Raw genomic sequence first — 15,497 nt, forward strand, 5'->3', positions numbered from 1 at the left:
GTTCTCGGTGGTGCTGTTCGACGAGATCGAGAAGGCCCACCAGGAGATCTACAACAGCCTGTTGCAGGTCCTGGAGGACGGTCGCCTCACCGACGGTCAGGGCCGCACGGTCGACTTCAAGAACACCGTGCTGATCTTCACCTCGAACCTGGGGACTTCCGACATCTCCAAGGCGGTGGGCCTCGGCTTCTCGCAGGGCGGCGGTGAGAACAACTACGAGCGGATGAAGCAGAAGGTCAACGACGAGCTGAAGAAACACTTCCGCCCGGAGTTCCTCAACCGCATCGACGACATCATCGTCTTCCACCAGCTGACGCAGGACGAGATCATCAAGATGGTCGACCTGATGATCGGCCGGGTCGGAAACCAGCTCAAGACCAAGGACATGGAGATGGAGCTGACCGACACCGCCAAGGCGCTGCTGGCCAAGCGCGGCTTCGATCCGGTGTTGGGTGCCCGGCCGCTGCGCCGGACCATCCAGCGCGAGATCGAGGACCAGCTCTCGGAGAAGATCCTGTTCGAGGAGGTCGGTCCGGGGCAGCTGATCACGGTCGACGTGGAAGGCTGGGACGGCGAGGGCGCCGGCGAGGACGCCAAGTTCACCTTCGTCGGTGGGCCGAAGCGGCCCGAGCCGGTCGAGCCCGATCTGGCCGGCGCCAGCGCGGCCGGTGCCGCGGGCGCAGCCGGCGCGAGCGAGTAATACCACCAGGCAAATGGGCCCCCGATTCGTCGGGGGCCCATTTCGCATTGACCGGGTTATGCACCGCGTGCTTAGGTTGCTGATGTAAACGACGGACAAAGGAATCTGGTGAGAATCCAGAACGGTCGCGCCACTGTCAACAGTCAGACCCTTTATCCGTCACTCTTCGGACTGGGACGCGAATTCCCAGAAAGGACCACACGATGACTGCATCCGAGGCGCGTAAGACATCCGCCCCCGCGATCGACCTCTCGGCCACCAAAGCCGTCCTCTGGTTGACCCTGACGGCGTTCTTCGCCCTGGTGGTCCTGTATTTCGTCGGTATGGACCAGGGTGCGACATCGGTGTTCGGCAACAACACCTATGTGCACGAATTCGTCCACGACGCCCGCCACCTGCTTGGTTTCCCCTGCCACTGAGCTGACCGGGGGACAACAGAACAATGGAGAAGTTCATCGTCTGGCGCGGCTTTCTGGCCGGCGTCGTGGCCGGTGTGCTCGCCTTTGTGTGGGCCAAGGTTTTCATCGAGCCGGTGATCGATCGCGCGATCGGTTACGAGGAGGGCGTCGGCGAGGCCAGGGAAGCCCTCGCGCACGCCCACGGCGGGCATTCGCACGGCGACGGCGGCGAGGTGTTCACCAGGGGGATCCAGTCCAATATCGGCATGGGTCTCGGGGTGCTGGCGTTCAGCGTGGCGATGGGCGCGCTGCTGGCCGTCGTCTTCTGCGCCGTCCACGGCCGCACCGGCCTCTCGGCCAGGGCGCTGGCCGCACTCACCGCGGGCGGCATGCTGGTCTCGCTGTGGATCGTGCCCGCGCTCAAATACCCGCCGAACCCGCCGGCGGTCAGCCTGGACGGCACCATCCAGCAACGCACCCTGCTGTATCTGCTGATGGTGGTGCTTTCGGCGGCGCTGATGGTGGCCGCGGTCTACCTGGGTCGCCGGTTGCTGCCGAAACTGGGTGCGTGGAACGCCACGCTCGCCGCGGCGGGCGGTTATGTGGTCGCCGTCGCCGTGGTCTACCTTGTGCTGCCCACCATCGACGAGACGCCCGGCCCGGTGCGCGACGATGCGGGCGCCATCATCTTCGGCGGATTTCCGGCCGACGACCTCTATGAGTTCCGGCTGTACTCGCTGGGCACCCAGGTGGTCATCTGGGCGACGATCGGCCTGGTGTTCGGGGCGATGGCCGCCCGGTTGCTCGATTCCAAGAAGCAGTCCGTCGCCGCGTGAGCTCCAGTGAGTGAGGTCGTCCGGCTGTCCCTGGTGTCGCATGCCATGACCGACGCGATGGCGGCCGGACGGTTTCCCAACGACGAGCCGCTGAACTCACTCGGCCACCGGCAGGCCGATGCCTCGATCGATCTCGGCGTCATCGACGGTGCGTTCTGCGGGCCCGAGAAACGCGCCCGCCAGACCGCGGAACTGCTCGGGCTGCGGGCCAGGGTCGAACCGCGCCTGGCCGATCTGGACTGCGGCCGGTGGCGCGGCGATGTGCTGGCCGGGGTGCGTCCGGCCGACCTCGCGGTGTGGCTGACCGATCCGACCCGGGCGCCGCACGGCGGTGAATCCGTCGTCGAGGTGATCGACCGGGTGCGCCGCTGGATGCATACCCTCACCGCGCAGCGCGGCAGGCTGATCGCGGTGACCCATCCGGCGGTGATCCGCGCGGCCATCCTGATCGCCCTCGACGCCCCGCCGAAATCGTTCTGGCGCATCGATATCGCACCGGTGAGCCGCACCGTCATGCACTTCCGTGGCCACGCCTGGACGCTGCGCAGCAGCTAGTTTCCCCGGCCTTCTCGGCCGCGGTCCGGCGCGCCAGGTCGGATCCCCAACGTCGGGGCAATGTCAATCCGGAACCGCAACCGTAGACGGTCAGCGCTCGCGGTTGTGCGACGTGCGGTTATGCACCCCGACGGGGTAGTTCTTTACCAAAAGTCAACGCCACCAGCAAATATTGTCGATTGTCTTTGGCGGAAACGTCTCCTTAACTTGATCTCAACGGACGGACCAACCCCGTGAAGAAATCAGGAGACAATGTTTCGAGAAAGCATGCGGGGAATTCGCGTGCTCGATTTTACCCACGTCGTCGCGGGCCCTTTGTGCACGATGACCCTCGCCGATCTCGGCGCCGACGTCGTAAAGATCGAGCCGCCGACCGGTGAGATCGGGCGCCAGATCGGGCCTCCGTGGCTCGACGGGCGCAGCGTGATATCGCTCAGCATGAACCGGAACAAGCGCAGTCTGGCCATCAACCTGAAAACGCCTGCCGGACAGCGTGCGGTACGCCGCATGGCGCGGCAGGCCGATGTCGTGGTCGAGAGCTTCCGGCCCGGAGTCATGGCGGCTCTGGGGCTCGGATATGCCACCTTGGCTGCCGAGAATCCGGCGCTGGTCTACTGTTCGATCTCCGCGTTCGGGCAAGTCGGTCCTGCCAGGGACCGCCCTGGCGTGGACGGAGTAATGCAGGCGATCGCCGGATTGATCAGCACCCTCGGGGACCCGGGCTCCGGCCCGGCGAAGGTCCAGGTGCCGGTGGCCGACATGGTGACCGGCTACCTTGCCTCGATCGCGGTACTCGCGGCGTTGCGCGAGGTGCATGACGGCGGCGGCGGTCAGCAGCTCGACGTGAGCCTCTACAACGCGACGATCCTGTTGCAGCAGACCGGATTCGCCTCGTACTTCGCCTCGGGCACCGAACCGCAGCGGCTGGGTAGCGCGGCGCCGTATGCGGCCCCCAATGAAGTGCTTCCCACCTCGGACGGCTGGATCATGATCGCCGCCTACGACCCGGTACGGTGGGCCGCGCTGTGCGACGCACTCGACGCGCCCCAGCTTGGTGTGGATTCCCGCTTCGCGACCAACGAGGGGCGGGTCCGTAATCGGCCGGTGTTGCGCGCTGAACTCGGTAGCCTGCTCCGCGAACGCAACACACGCTCATGGCTTGACCGGCTATCGGCGCGCGATATCTTGTGCGCGCCTGTGAACGGATACGGACAGGTCGTGGCGTCCGAGGAGTTTCGCGCCAGTGGGCTTGGCGGGGCGTCGGGACCCATCCGCACACCGGGATTCGTGCTCGGCCCGTCGCAGCCGTCCGCGCCACCCGACAGACCGGCACCCCTGCCGGGTCAGCATTCGGCCGAAGTGCTTGCACAATACGGGCTTTCGGAATCCGAGGTCGACGCCCTGATCGACTGCGGCGTGATCACCGACGACGTCGCGCAACCTACCGCATCGTGAAGTGAGGAGTTCGATGAACGCACCCCTGGTCGAGACCGACATCTCCGACTCCGTGCTCACCCTGGCGCTCAACGCCCCGGACACCGGGAATGCGCTGGACACCGCGATGGCCGAGGCCGTCGCCGAAGCGCTCGAGAGCGCCAACACCATCCCCGATGTGCACTGCGTCCTGATCCGTTCGACCGGGCGGCATTTCTGCACCGGCGGCAACGTCAAGGACATGGCACGGGGCGCGGACCTGATGGCCGGGACGGTCGGCGAAGTCCGGAGCCGGCTCCGGACCGGATTGCACCGAATCACCCGCGCGCTGCACGCCCTTGAGGTGCCCTCGGTCGCCGCCGTGAACGGCGCCGCGGTGGGGGCGGGATTCGACGTGGCCCTGATGTGCGACGTGCGCATCGCGGCGCAATCCGCCCGGTTCGCGGAGAGTTTCCTGCGGCTGGGTCTGGTGTCCGGGATCGGAGGCGCCTGGTTCCTGTCGCGGACCGTCGGCGTCGCCAAGGCGATGGAGTTGACTCTCACCAGCGAGTTCATCTCCGCAGATACCGCATTGGACTTGCGCATCGTGTCCCGGGTCGTGCCCGACGAGGAGTTCGCCACCGAGAGCACAGCATTGGCCCGCATGATCGCGGCCAACCCGCCGCAGGCCTTGCGCGTGGCGAAACGTCTGGTCCGTGAGTCGGCGGAGTGCGGGCTCCCAGCCGCACTGGAGATGGCCGCATCAATGCAGGCCATCCTGCTCTGCGGCGATGAGCACCGCACGAAGGTGCAGCAGTTCCTGGAAAACAAGGTTTAGTCATCTCAACGAGGAGATACCGTGCCCAACAACGAGCCCAAGAGCAGGATGCTGCGCATCCTGTCCACATCGAGCGCAGGCGCCATGCTCGAGTACTACGACTTCTTCGTCTACGTCGCCCTGACCGGGACACTCACCGAACTGTTCCTTCCCTCCCAGGATGCCTTGGTCGCGACGCTTCTCGCTGCCGCAACATTCGGAGTGTCCTACCTTGCCAGGCCGCTCGGAACGGTCATCTTCAGCCCGATGGCTGATCGCATCGGCCGGAAAAGAACCTTTGTCGTCACCCTGGCGGTCATGGGCGTGGCCACAGTCGCAATCGGCTGTCTGCCCACCTACGCCGCTATCGGTGCATGGGCACCGGCGATGCTGCTGTTCCTGCGGATCGTCCAGGGCGTGGGGCTCGGTGGCGAGTACGGGTCGGCCGTCGTATACGTCACCGAGCATGCCCCGGCCGGGAAACGAGGGCGCTATACGAGCGTGCTGCAGAGCACGGCCACGATCGGTTTACTCATCGCGCTCGTACTCGTATCGCTGCTCAAGGTGGTGCTGCCCCCGGATGCGTTCCTCAGCTGGGGTTGGCGCATTCCGTTCCTGGTCTCCGCGCCGATCGTCGTGGTCGCGACGGTGATCCGGCTGCGCATGCGTGAAACCCCGGTGTTCACCCAACTTCAGCGGTCCGGGCAGCTGTCGAAGTCACCGCTGATCGACACCATCCGCACCTGGGACTCGTGGAAGTCGATCCTGCTCGCCACATTCGGCGCACAGGGCGGCACCTCGGTGACGCTCTACACGTCGATCATCTACATGCATTATTTTCTGCAGGACGTGCTCGACGTCGACGAAACCCACACCAATCTGTGCCTGGCGGTAGCAATTCTCATCGCGGCGCCGTGCTACCCGCTGTTCGGTTCGGTGTCCGACCGCATCGGCCGATCCCGCGTCATGCTCGCGGGCATCGTGCTGTGGATGGTCGCGGTCTATCCCGCCTTCGTCGGAATCCGTGCCGCCGCCCAATCCTCTTCGTGGACTGCCGTTTCGGCGCTCATCGCGGTGCTCGCAGTTCTCACCGCAATGGTCATGGCCCCGCTGCCGGCGTTCATCACCGAACAGTTCCCGCCGCAGAATCGCACCACCGGCTTCGGTTTCGCCCAGCAGTTGGGCAACATCCTGTTCGGCGGTTTCCTCCCGCTCATCAGTCTTTCTCTGGTCAACCTCACCGGCAATCAGCTTGCCGGTGTCGCGTACTCGGTTGTCTCGCTGATGCCGTGCCTGGCAGTGACGCTGTTCTGGGGCCTTCGTTCGGAACGGTCCCGCCGTGGCGAGGTCGTAACCACCCCTGCGCCGCCCGTGGTGCGCGAGAATCCGACCCCGGCGAACCTGTGACCCCGGGTACGATCGTTCATCGTGATGGCGCATCGGGACCCGTTGCCGCCACTGAACCCGACCAGGGTGTTCGAAGTGACGGGGCGGCTGTTGAGCATCTCGAAAGCCGCGGCCGAACTGTCGGTTACGCCCGCCGCGGTCAGCCGTCAGGTCCGGGCCCTGGAGCGCTACCTGGATGTGCGCCTGTTCAACCGTGTGCACGGCGGTCTGGAGCTGACGCCCGCAGGCGCGCGGTTCCTGGCCGAAGTCGGGCCGCTTTTCGTGGCACTGGAGCAGGCCACGGAAGCCGTGCGGCCCCGTGTCGGGAGTGCGACGCTGAAAATCCGGTCTCCGGCGACGTTCGCGGTGCGGTGGCTGATTCCCCGCCTGGCCAGCTTTCACCGACTGCACCCGGACATCGACGTCCAGCTGACCGCGTCGTCGGCGCCGATCGACCTCGACCGCGAGGACATCGACGCCGGCATCCAACTCGGCGACGGGAACTGGTCCGGGCTCGGTGCCCAACCTCTGATTCCCAACGAACTGGTGCCGGTCGTTGCGCCGGAAGGGCGAACCGCACTCACCGAACCGACGGCCCTGGTCGATGCGACACTGCTGCACTCGCTGGCACGGATCGACGATTGGGCACGATGGCTGGAGGCCGCGGGAATCGGTGCAGCCGGTGCCTACAGCGGGATGAAGTACGAGACATCGCTGCTCGCCTACCAAGCCGCCATCGAGGGTCACGGGGTAGCGATCGCGCAGCAGGCGCTGGTCGAAAAGGAGCTCGCCGGAGGCATTCTGGTCGCTCCGTTCGATTTCACCCTCGACCTGGGCCGCTTCACCTACTATTTCGTCTGGCATGCGCAACGTCGGCAATCCTCGGCTCTTGTCGCCTTCCGTGCGTGGCTCAAAGCCGCAGTCGCCGAATGATTTTCAGCACCTGAGTAGGGGGTGTGGGCATTGCCGCAGTAACGTCGCTCGAACGTTTCTGATACCAACGAAGGAGAATCATGCCCGCGGTGTCCCGCGCTGAGCAGGATCCGGAAGAGCTGCCCCCTTATACGACGATAGACACGGCCCGCCCGGCGCCAGGCGTGGGTTTGATCCGCCTGAACCGGCCCGATGCGCTCAATGCGCTGAACCAAACGGTCGAATCCGAAGTAGTGCACGCCGTATACGAATTCGATGCGGACACCGGTATCGCGGTCATTGTGGTGACCGGTTCCGAGCGCGCCTTCGCCGCGGGCGCCGACATCATGGAAATGGTCGCCCTTACACCGGAGCAGGCCGAGGCGCGGAAGCTGTTCTCCGGCTGGGACTCGCTGGGCGAGATTGGTAAACCGATCATCGCCGCGGTGTCCGGCTACGCCCTCGGCGGTGGCTGTGAGCTCGCCATGCTCTGCGATCTTGTCATCGCCTCGGACACCGCGCGATTCGGCCAGCCGGAGATCACCCTGGGCATACTCCCCGGGCTGGGTGGAACGCAACGACTGACGCGGGCGGTCGGGAAAACCAAGGCCATGGACCTCTGTCTCACCGGACGGAGTCTGACGGCCGAGGAGGCGGAGAAGATCGGCCTGGTAAGTCGAGTCGTCCCTTCCGCCCGCTTGCTGGAGGAGGCGCTGGCCGTCGCGCAGCAGATCGCGCGCATGTCCCGCCCGGCGAGCCGAGCGGTGAAGGAGGCGATCAACCAGGCGTTCGAGGCGACTCTCGCCGAAGGCTTGCAATACGAACGCGGAGCTTTCTTCGCCAGGTTGGGAACCCACGATCAAAGGGAGGGAATGAACGCATTCCTGGAGAAGCGCACTCCCCGGTTCTCCGACGAGTAACGGCTAGTCGACAGGTGCCATGGCGAACGCCCGCTTGGCGATCGACAGCAGCCAACCGGCCGCGGTCGGGCTGCGGAACTGGGGCCAGTTCAACTGGAAGCTGACCACCCACGGCTGCCCGGTGTGGTCGACCGCGTACCAGCTGAAGGTCAGGTCGCCGGGCAGGTTGCCGCCCTTGGCGCCGATGTAGCCCCATTTCGCCGGGTCGAGGTCGATGCCGGGCAGTGCGGACAGGATGTCGCTGACGGGTTCGGCCGCGCCGACGGCCGAGGCCTGCAGGGCGGCGTGCACCCGGCAGATATCGGTCGCGCTGCCGTACCACTCCAGGCCGTCGTTCGAGCCCGGGGAGTGGGTGCGGTTCGGATCGGGTTGGTAGGGGCGGGAATTGGTCTGCTTGAGCATCCGCACCCGATCCTGCGGGGAGGCCTTCTTCCATTCCTCGCGCAGATTCGGCTCGCCCCAGCCGATCGAGAACACCTCGTGCATGGTGGGGAACGGCGTCATGCTGGCCGGGTCGTGGTGGCGTGCGGTGACCAGGGCGCGCTCAACGGCCTGCGTCCCGACCCGGCCGATCAGCAGGTCGGTGGCCATGTTGTCGCTCGCCGAGATCATCTGCTGGGCCGCGGTGCGCACGGTGATCTGGGCGCCGGGCGGCAGTTTGTCCAGCCCGGCCGAGCCGAGCTTCTTGCCCTCCTTGGTGACGGTGAGGTGATCGTCCCAGTGCACCGTTCCGGCCTTCACCGCATCCGAGACCGCGAGCAGCACATACAGTTTGAAGATCGACGCGAGCGGAAGCGACAGGTTGGTGTTGGTGCCGGCGACCTTCTGGCAGTTGCCGTCGGACACCTTCGACACCTGGTAGGAGTAGCGCGCACCCGATTTGGTCAGCTCGGCGTCGATATCGGACCAGCTGTTGATCACCGGCGGGTTCAGGTCGATCTCGAAGCGGTCCACCAGGCCGAGGTCGTTGGTCTTGAGCTCGATGTCCTGCGCGACGTTGTACGAGGTCAACAGGTGCAGGGTGGCCTGGCCGGCACCGACGTCCACCGACCTCACCGTGAACGGGCGATCCCACCAGATCGCGTCCATCTTGGTACCGACCTCGTCGACCTGATCCGGCGCGGCCAGGGTGCGGATGCCGATCGGGCCGATGGGCCAGTCGGAGTTCAGCATGTCCATGACCTGCCTGGCGCGCAGGCCCGGTGGGGTGTTGGTGTCGATATGGGCGCCGTAGGACACCTCGGCCGCCGGGGCGACACTGTGTGAACAGCCGCAAGCCAGGGCCGCTGCGACCGCGACGATTGCCGTCAGACCGGCTGTGCGGCGCAACGCCCGGCCCGGGCTACGCGTTGGCGCCGGGCCCCGCAACGTCCAACACAACCTCGAACTCCAGCAGTGATGCGCCGGTGGCGACCGGGTTGGTCTGCTGACCCTTGTGCGCTTCGATCGCGGGCCCGGAAGCCCAGGCCTGGAATGCCTCCTCGGTCTCCCACTGCGTCACCACGAAGTAGCGGTCTTCGCCCTTGACCGGGCGGAGCAGCTGAAACCCGAGAAAGCCGGGCTGATTGTCGACGGCGTGTGCACGGTGCGCGAACCGCTTCTCCAGTTCCGGGCCTGCGTCGGGCGGGACCTCGATGGCGTTGATTTTCACGACGGGCATGGCGTTCAGGCTACCGCGCCCGGAGGGCAAGATAACGACATGGTCACAGAACCGCTCGCCCACCACGGTGGTCACGGCGAGCCCATAGTGCTGGTGCACGGACTGATGGGGCGCGGCAGCACCTGGTCGCGTCAGGTGCCGTGGCTGATCGAGCTGGGCGAGGTGTACACCTACGACGCGCCGTGGCACCGCGGACGCGATGCCGTCGACCCCGGCCCGATCAGCACCGAGCGCTTCGTCGCCGACCTCGGTGCGGCGGTGCGGACGCTGGGCCGGCCGGCCGCGCTGGTCGGGCATTCGATGGGTGGGCTGCATTCGTGGTGCCTGGCCGCCGAGACACCCGAGCTGGTCACCGGCATCGTGGTCGAGGACATGGCACCCGACTTCCGCGGCCGCACCACCGGACCGTGGGAGCCGTGGGTGCATGCCCTGCCGGTCGAGTTCGGTTCCGCGCAGGCGGTATACGACGAATTCGGACCGGTCGCCGGCCGGTACTTCCTTGAGGCGTTCGATCGCACGGACACCGGCTGGCGGCTACACGGCCACCCGCAGCGGTGGGTGGACATCGCCGCCGAGTGGGGGAGGCGCGACTACTGGCAGCAGTGGCGTGGTGCGGCGGTGCCGACGCTGCTGATCGAGGCGGGCAATTCGGTGGCGCCGCAGGGGCAGATGCGGCAGATGGCCGAAACCGGCCACCTGACGTCGTACCTGCGGGTTCCCGACGCCGGTCATCTCGTCCACGACGAACAACCCGATGCCTACCGCGTCGCGGTCACCCGATTTCTAGCGGCGCTCGCCTAACACCCCCGGCGAGGGCCAGACCGGATCGCTCTCGAAGCGCGTGCGGATCGCGTCGATGTCGTGTTCGGCGCGGTACACCTCGTAGCTCGGGGGATCGATGTCGAACAGCCGGCCCATCATCGGCGCCGAGACGCGGAACTGGTCGAGATGGATCCGTAGGGCATTGCTGCGGTGCGCCGCCCAGCTCAGCGCTGCGGCGACCGCAAACGGCGAAACCATGATCAAGAGGGCAAGTGCAACAGTCATGGCAGTAATTGTTCTTAGGGGAAAATGCCGCCAACAGTGGCAGCGGCGACACGTTGCGATAAAATGCTGCCATGCTCAAAAGTGTGTCGACGCTGGTCCTCGACGGGCTGGCGGTCTTCGAGTTCGGGGTGATCTGCGAGGTCTTCGGCATCGACCGGTCCGCCGACGGAGTGCCCAACTTCGACTTCAAGGTCTGCGGCCCGGAACCCGGGAAATCCGTGCGGACTTCGGTCGGTGCGACACTCACCCCCGATAACGGTCTCGACGATCTGCTCGGCGCCGATCTGGTGGCCATCCCGGCCATCGCCGGTACCGACTACCTCCCCGAGGCGCTGGAAGCCGTACGGGCCGCCGCGGCCTCCGGTTCGACCATCCTGACGGTGTGCTCGGGTGCATTCCTGGCCGGCGCCGCGGGGCTGCTCGACGGCAGGCCCTGCACCACCCACTGGATGCACGCCGACGAACTGGCCCGCATGTATCCGACCGCGAAAGTCGACCGCAATGTGCTGTTCGTCGACGACGGGAACCTGATCACCAGTGCCGGGACGGCGGCCGGAATCGACGCCTGCCTGCACCTGGTGCGCCGAGAGCTGGGCAGCGAGGTGACCAACAAGATCGCCCGCCGGATGGTGGTCCCGCCACAGCGGGACGGCGGCCAGCGGCAGTTCATCGACCAGCCGATTCCGGTTCGATGTTCGGAGCGCTTTGCCCCACACCTGGATTGGATCATCGGCAACCTCGACAAGCCGCATACGGTGTCCACCCTGGCCAGGCGGGCGGCGATGTCGACGCGTACCTTCGCCCGCCGGTTCGTCGAGGAGACCGGCACCACGCCGATGCAGTGGATCACCGATCAGCGGGTGCTCTACGCCCGGCGGCTGCTGGAGGAGACCGACCTGGACGTCGACTGGATCGCCGGCCAGGCCGGATTCGGTACCGCGACCCTGCTGCGCCACCACTTCCGCCGCGTCATCGGGGTCACGCCGTCCGACTACCGGCGCCGCTTCGCTTGTGCGGGAGGGGATTCCGAACTCGCCGAGGCGACGGCGTGACCGGCGGGCTGTCCCGTCAGTCGACCGGGCAGCCGGGATTGGGTGCGCCGTCGGATGTGGGCGCTCCCGCCTTGTCCACATAGGTCACCAGCAGCACCACGGGTACCGTCCCCTCGTTACGGCCGAGATGGACGTGATCGCGCCCGGTCGGATCGGTGATCGGGGTACCGGCGGCGTAGACACCGTCCTGGCGGCAGTCCGGCCCGTAGTGGGTCAGGGTGCCGGACTTGACTATGCCGTAGATCAAACCCCGGTGGGTATGCCATCCGGTGCTGCCGTCGGGCGCGATGGTGATCTCGCTGACGATGTAGTCCATCCCGTCGACGGTCTGTTTGGACAGCACCACCGAGCGGGCCTCGACGGGCGGTGTCGCGTGCGATGTCGCCGAGACGGTGAGGGTGCCGGTCAGAACCACCGCCAACGCCGCCAACCTGAGCAGATGTGCCAGCAGATCCTGAACGTCGTAGCTTCGCAACGTGTTCATCGGCTCACCGCCAGGCGGGCGGGGAGCGCGATCAGCCCGCGCATCATGATGCTGTGCCGGTAGCGCAGCGGGATCGTGGTGTCGAGCTCGATCGAGCCGAACCGGGAGAGCAGCCGATCGAAGGCAACCTCGGCCTCCATCCGTGCCACGGACGCGCCGATGCAGTGATGGGCCCCATGGCCGAACGCGAGGTGTGACCGCGGGTTTCTGGTGATGTCGAGGGTGTCGGGCGCAGTGAACCGCAGGCCGTCGCGATTGGCAGAGGACAAGCCGATCAGCACCAGCTCGTTGGCCGGTATTATGTTGTCGCCCAGGCTTATATCGGTCTTCGTTACGCGCAGGGTGGCGGTGTTCAGCGGGCTTTCGTAACGCAGGAACTCCTCGATCGCCGGGCGGATCAGGGTGCGATCCTGCCGCAGCATCCGCAGTTGGGCGGGATGCCGCAATAACGCCAGGATGCCGTTTCCGAGCAGATTCGTAGTCGTCTCGTACCCGGCGAAGATGAGCAGAAACGTCGTAGCCAGAAGCTCGTCCTCGGATAATCGGTCGCCGCGGTCGGAGGCCGCGGTCAGCGCCGTCAGGAGATCCCGCGAAGGGGCACTGCGCTTCTGGGCGATGATGCCCTTCAGGAAGTCGGCCAGGTCGTCGTGTGCCGACACCACCTGGCCCGCGCCGGTGGCCGTGACCAACTGCGCCACCGCCGCGCGGAAGGCGCCGGCGCTCCGGTCCGGCACACCGAGGAGTTTGCAGATCACCCGGATCGGCAGCGGTGCGGCATAGCCGGCGATCAGATCGACGGGATGTGCGCCCGCCGATCGTTCCAACGGGTCCAGCAGTTCGTCGGCGATGGCCTCGGCGCGGGCGCGCATCGAAGCGGGCGGTACCGTGCTGAACGCGTCGGCGAGAACCCGCCGCAGTCGGGTGTGCTCGGGTGGATCGGCGAACAACATATTGGCGCCGATCGAAAGGTCGGTCGGGCCCGTGGTACTCGGTTCGAACGCCGCGGTGACCGCATCGTGTCGCTTGCTGAGTCCGGGGTCGGCCAGCAGCAACCTGGCCTCGGCATACCGGGTGACCAGCCAGACCTTCACACCCTGCCAGACGGTCACGCGGTGCACCGGGCCGGCCATGCTCAACCGGCGGTACAGCGAGTGCGTATTCTGGATGAACGTGCGGTCCAGCGGCACGGGATTATCCATGGTGTCGGCCATGATTCGATCATCGGTCGGCCAGATTCGTTGGTACAGGCCGAGTTTATCCCCGGTGTGGCGCACCCAGTCGGCGCAGGGCACGTTCGGAGTCCGATCCCGGTGTGGCCCAGGACGTGATCAGGACGTGATCGGTGCGGGGTAGCAGCATGTGCTGGAAATTCAGGGTCAGTGAACCCATGCGTGGATGGGTGATCCGGGTCGTGCCGCCGATCTCGGGTCTGATGTCGTGGCGGGACCACAGTTCCCGGAAGGCCTGGCTCTTTTCGGTGAGCTCGTCCACCACGCAGGTCAGGGCGGGATCCGGATGGCGGCCGGCTCGGGATCTGACCCAGCTGACGGCGCATGCCGCCCGCCTTTCCCAATCTCGGTGGAAGCTCTTCATCGCCGGATCCAGGAACAGGGCCCGCAGGGTATTGCTGCCCGGACTCAACGACGGGCACAGGGCGATCGCAACCGGGTTGGCCGACAGGATGTTCAGAGCACCGTCGTGGATACGGGTCGGGGACAGCGACCAGCCGGCGATCAGACAGTCCAGCGCGGGGTCCAACTGTGCCGGGGTCTGGGGCGGCGCATGCCGGGGCTGTCTGATCAGCCCGCTCATATAGGCGGCGCCCTCCTCATCCAGGTGCAGGGCTCGCGCGATCGCGTCGAGCACCCGGTCGGAGGGACTGGTCTCGCGGCCCTGTTCGATTCGGGTGTAGTAGTCGACACTGATGCCGGCCAGCAGGGCCACCTCTTCGCGGCGCAGTCCCGCCACCCGGCGACGACCGCCGCTGGGGAGTCCGGCATCGGCAGGTCGCAGCTGGGCCCGGCGAGTGCGCAGGAACTGCGCTAACACTGAGTCTTTTGGCACGCCAACGAGGTTTGTCGGGAGAGGAATTCGTCCGTACTGTCGGGAGCTGTTTCGGTGCTGAGAAGTTGAACGGCACGGATTCTCCGGATGTTTGGGATCGCGAGTCGGCCGCCGACCAGCCGTGCGCTGGACAGGTCAGGGCATCGCCGCACATCGCCGGTCAGGTATGGCATGTCGGTGTTAACGTGACGGCCCTCGACGACGTTCATCGGATCAGGGCGGCCGAGGTTCCTCAGCGGGCTCCTTCGTCGCCCGCATCGTCACCTTCTGGGTGGGATGCTCGGTTCCTCAACGGGCTCCTCCGTCGCCCGCATCGTCACCTTCTGGGTGGGATGCTCGGTTCCTCAACGGGCTCCTCCGTCGCCCGCATCGTCACCTTCGCCTGCCAGCGCGAACCTGCCGTCCGCCGTCTGCTCGACCAAACCGTCGACCAGCAGCGAGTCCAGCGCGCGGTCGCGCTGCGCGGTGTCGCTGAGCCAGGCCAGGTCCAGCCGGTCCCGGGGTACCGGAGAACTACTGTCGCGCAACACATCCAGCAGCTTGCCGCGGACCTGGCGATCGGTGCCCGCGTAGCGCTGCACCCGCTTGACGGCGGTGCCCGCCGGGTAGCCGGCCGATCGCCACGGGCAGTGGCCGAGCGGGCAGATCCCGCACCGCGGTGCCCGCGCGGTGCACACGGTGGCACCCAGTTCCATCAGCGCCGCCGAGAACACCGGCGCGGTGTCGTCGCCGGGCAGAAGCGCGGCGACCTCGTCGAGATCGCGGGCGCTGGCCGGCGAATCGGCCCGGCCGTGCACCGCCCGCGCCACCACCCGGCGCACGTTCGTATCGACCACGGGGACTGGCTGGTGATAGGCGAAGCAGGCCACCGCGCGGGCCGTGTAGGCGCCGATGCCCGGCAGGGTCAGCAGGGTGTCGACGTCGCGGGGCACCTGGTCGCCGTAGTCCGATGCGATGGTGACCGCGCACTCGTGCAGCCGTTTGGCGCGCCGCGGATAGCCGAGTTTGCCCCAGGCCCGCAGCACCTCGGCGGAGCCGGCCGCGGCGGTCGCCGACGGGTTGGGCCAGCGTTCGATCCAGGCCAGCCAGATCGGCTCGACCCGCGCGACCGGGGTCTGCTGCAGCATGAATTCGCTGACCAGGATCTGCCAGGCCGTGACCCCGGCACGCCGCCACGGCAGATCGCGCTGGGCGTGCGCGTACCAGCGCAGAAGTTCGCCCGGATCGATGCTCACGGGCGCCTCGGGCAGAAT

At 66.7% G+C, this 15,497-nt stretch carries 18 protein-coding genes; 11 read left to right on the forward strand and 7 right to left on the reverse strand.

The window, feature by feature from the left end; all coding sequences use genetic code 11:
- The 9 genes from ACWDTP_RS18640 to ACWDTP_RS18680 all read left to right on the forward strand — a co-directional run.
- Positions 1 to 700: AAA family ATPase (locus ACWDTP_RS18640; RefSeq protein ID WP_450022348.1), on the forward strand; the 700-nt coding region annotated here is incomplete at its 5' end.
- 203 nt (positions 701 to 903) lie between these two features.
- A complete protein-coding gene (locus ACWDTP_RS18645) occupies positions 904 to 1,119 on the forward strand; it encodes a CbtB domain-containing protein (RefSeq protein WP_450022350.1) in 216 nt (71 codons plus the stop codon).
- Between the two features lie 23 nt (positions 1,120 to 1,142).
- Positions 1,143 to 1,934 carry a CbtA family protein gene (locus tag ACWDTP_RS18650; RefSeq protein ID WP_450022352.1) on the forward strand — a complete coding sequence of 264 codons (792 nt, stop codon included), beginning with the start codon at positions 1,143 to 1,145 and terminating at the stop codon, positions 1,932 to 1,934.
- A 6-nt stretch (positions 1,935 to 1,940) separates the two neighbouring features.
- On the forward strand, positions 1,941 to 2,489 hold the full coding sequence (locus ACWDTP_RS18655) for a histidine phosphatase family protein (protein ID WP_450022354.1): 549 nt from the start codon (positions 1,941 to 1,943) through the stop codon (positions 2,487 to 2,489).
- 282 nt (positions 2,490 to 2,771) lie between these two features.
- Positions 2,772 to 3,944: a CaiB/BaiF CoA transferase family protein gene (locus ACWDTP_RS18660; protein ID WP_450022356.1), complete on the forward strand. Its 1,173-nt coding sequence runs from the start codon at positions 2,772 to 2,774 to the stop codon at positions 3,942 to 3,944.
- A 13-nt stretch (positions 3,945 to 3,957) separates the two neighbouring features.
- Complete coding sequence (locus tag ACWDTP_RS18665) at positions 3,958 to 4,740, forward strand: enoyl-CoA hydratase-related protein (RefSeq protein ID WP_450022358.1); 783 nt, start codon at positions 3,958 to 3,960, stop codon at positions 4,738 to 4,740.
- Between the two features lie 21 nt (positions 4,741 to 4,761).
- Positions 4,762 to 6,126 (forward strand): MFS transporter, encoded by a 1,365-nt coding sequence (locus ACWDTP_RS18670; RefSeq protein WP_450022360.1) that lies wholly within the window; start codon positions 4,762 to 4,764, stop codon positions 6,124 to 6,126.
- A 24-nt stretch (positions 6,127 to 6,150) separates the two neighbouring features.
- On the forward strand, positions 6,151 to 7,038 hold the full coding sequence (locus ACWDTP_RS18675) for a LysR substrate-binding domain-containing protein (RefSeq protein WP_450022362.1): 888 nt from the start codon (positions 6,151 to 6,153) through the stop codon (positions 7,036 to 7,038).
- Between the two features lie 80 nt (positions 7,039 to 7,118).
- Entirely contained in the window at positions 7,119 to 7,937 is an 819-nt protein-coding gene (locus ACWDTP_RS18680) for an enoyl-CoA hydratase-related protein (protein ID WP_450022364.1), read from the forward strand.
- 3 nt (positions 7,938 to 7,940) lie between these two features.
- Here the strand turns inward: ACWDTP_RS18680 and ACWDTP_RS18685 are convergent, their stop codons facing one another.
- Positions 7,941 to 9,266 carry a serine hydrolase gene (locus ACWDTP_RS18685; protein ID WP_450022366.1) on the reverse strand — a complete coding sequence of 442 codons (1,326 nt, stop codon included), beginning with the start codon at positions 9,264 to 9,266 and terminating at the stop codon, positions 7,941 to 7,943.
- Between the two features lie 13 nt (positions 9,267 to 9,279).
- Entirely contained in the window at positions 9,280 to 9,597 is a 318-nt protein-coding gene (gene mhuD, locus ACWDTP_RS18690) for a mycobilin-forming heme oxygenase MhuD (protein WP_450022368.1), read from the reverse strand.
- A gap of 39 nt (positions 9,598 to 9,636) precedes the next feature.
- On the opposite strand from mhuD, the gene ACWDTP_RS18695 reads away from it, so the two are divergent.
- On the forward strand, positions 9,637 to 10,398 hold the full coding sequence (locus tag ACWDTP_RS18695) for an alpha/beta fold hydrolase (RefSeq protein ID WP_450022370.1): 762 nt from the start codon (positions 9,637 to 9,639) through the stop codon (positions 10,396 to 10,398).
- Here the strand turns inward: ACWDTP_RS18695 and ACWDTP_RS18700 are convergent.
- On the reverse strand, positions 10,381 to 10,644 hold the full coding sequence (locus ACWDTP_RS18700; protein ID WP_450022372.1) for a hypothetical protein: 264 nt from the start codon (positions 10,642 to 10,644) through the stop codon (positions 10,381 to 10,383). The two genes, ACWDTP_RS18695 and ACWDTP_RS18700, sit on opposite strands and share 18 nt — an antisense overlap.
- A gap of 71 nt (positions 10,645 to 10,715) precedes the next feature.
- On the opposite strand from ACWDTP_RS18700, the gene ACWDTP_RS18705 reads away from it, so the two are divergent.
- Positions 10,716 to 11,696: a helix-turn-helix domain-containing protein gene (locus ACWDTP_RS18705; protein WP_450022374.1), complete on the forward strand. Its 981-nt coding sequence runs from the start codon at positions 10,716 to 10,718 to the stop codon at positions 11,694 to 11,696.
- A gap of 16 nt (positions 11,697 to 11,712) precedes the next feature.
- On the opposite strand, the gene ACWDTP_RS18710 is transcribed toward ACWDTP_RS18705, so the two are convergent.
- The 4 genes from ACWDTP_RS18710 to ACWDTP_RS18725 form a co-directional block, all read right to left on the reverse strand.
- Positions 11,713 to 12,180 (reverse strand): cupin domain-containing protein, encoded by a 468-nt coding sequence (locus ACWDTP_RS18710; RefSeq protein ID WP_450022376.1) that lies wholly within the window; start codon positions 12,178 to 12,180, stop codon positions 11,713 to 11,715.
- On the reverse strand, positions 12,177 to 13,391 hold the full coding sequence (locus ACWDTP_RS18715; protein WP_450022378.1) for a cytochrome P450 family protein: 1,215 nt from the start codon (positions 13,389 to 13,391) through the stop codon (positions 12,177 to 12,179). The genes ACWDTP_RS18710 and ACWDTP_RS18715 overlap by 4 nt, the downstream gene beginning before the upstream one ends.
- Before the next feature lie 43 nt (positions 13,392 to 13,434).
- Entirely contained in the window at positions 13,435 to 14,244 is an 810-nt protein-coding gene (locus ACWDTP_RS18720) for a helix-turn-helix domain-containing protein (RefSeq protein ID WP_450022380.1), read from the reverse strand.
- 344 nt (positions 14,245 to 14,588) lie between these two features.
- A complete protein-coding gene (locus ACWDTP_RS18725) occupies positions 14,589 to 15,479 on the reverse strand; it encodes an A/G-specific adenine glycosylase (RefSeq protein WP_450022382.1) in 891 nt (296 codons plus the stop codon).
- Positions 15,480 to 15,497 lie beyond the last annotated feature (18 nt).

This window comes from Mycobacterium sp. NPDC003449 (assembly GCF_053588415.1).

Coding starts and splice junctions, on each gene's coding strand:
- ACWDTP_RS18645 (WP_450022350.1), top strand. CDS start 904: ATGACTGCATCCGAGGCGCGTAAGACATCCGCCCCCGCGATCGACCTC.
- ACWDTP_RS18710 (WP_450022376.1), bottom strand. CDS start 12,180: ATGAACACGTTGCGAAGCTACGACGTTCAGGATCTGCTGGCACATCTG.
- mhuD (WP_450022368.1), bottom strand. CDS start 9,597: ATGCCCGTCGTGAAAATCAACGCCATCGAGGTCCCGCCCGACGCAGGC.
- ACWDTP_RS18695 (WP_450022370.1), top strand. CDS start 9,637: ATGGTCACAGAACCGCTCGCCCACCACGGTGGTCACGGCGAGCCCATA.
- ACWDTP_RS18665 (WP_450022358.1), top strand. CDS start 3,958: ATGAACGCACCCCTGGTCGAGACCGACATCTCCGACTCCGTGCTCACC.
- ACWDTP_RS18700 (WP_450022372.1), bottom strand. CDS start 10,644: ATGACTGTTGCACTTGCCCTCTTGATCATGGTTTCGCCGTTTGCGGTC.
- ACWDTP_RS18680 (WP_450022364.1), top strand. CDS start 7,119: ATGCCCGCGGTGTCCCGCGCTGAGCAGGATCCGGAAGAGCTGCCCCCT.
- ACWDTP_RS18675 (WP_450022362.1), top strand. CDS start 6,151: ATGGCGCATCGGGACCCGTTGCCGCCACTGAACCCGACCAGGGTGTTC.
- ACWDTP_RS18650 (WP_450022352.1), top strand. CDS start 1,143: ATGGAGAAGTTCATCGTCTGGCGCGGCTTTCTGGCCGGCGTCGTGGCC.
- ACWDTP_RS18705 (WP_450022374.1), top strand. CDS start 10,716: ATGCTCAAAAGTGTGTCGACGCTGGTCCTCGACGGGCTGGCGGTCTTC.
- ACWDTP_RS18715 (WP_450022378.1), bottom strand. CDS start 13,391: ATGGCCGACACCATGGATAATCCCGTGCCGCTGGACCGCACGTTCATC.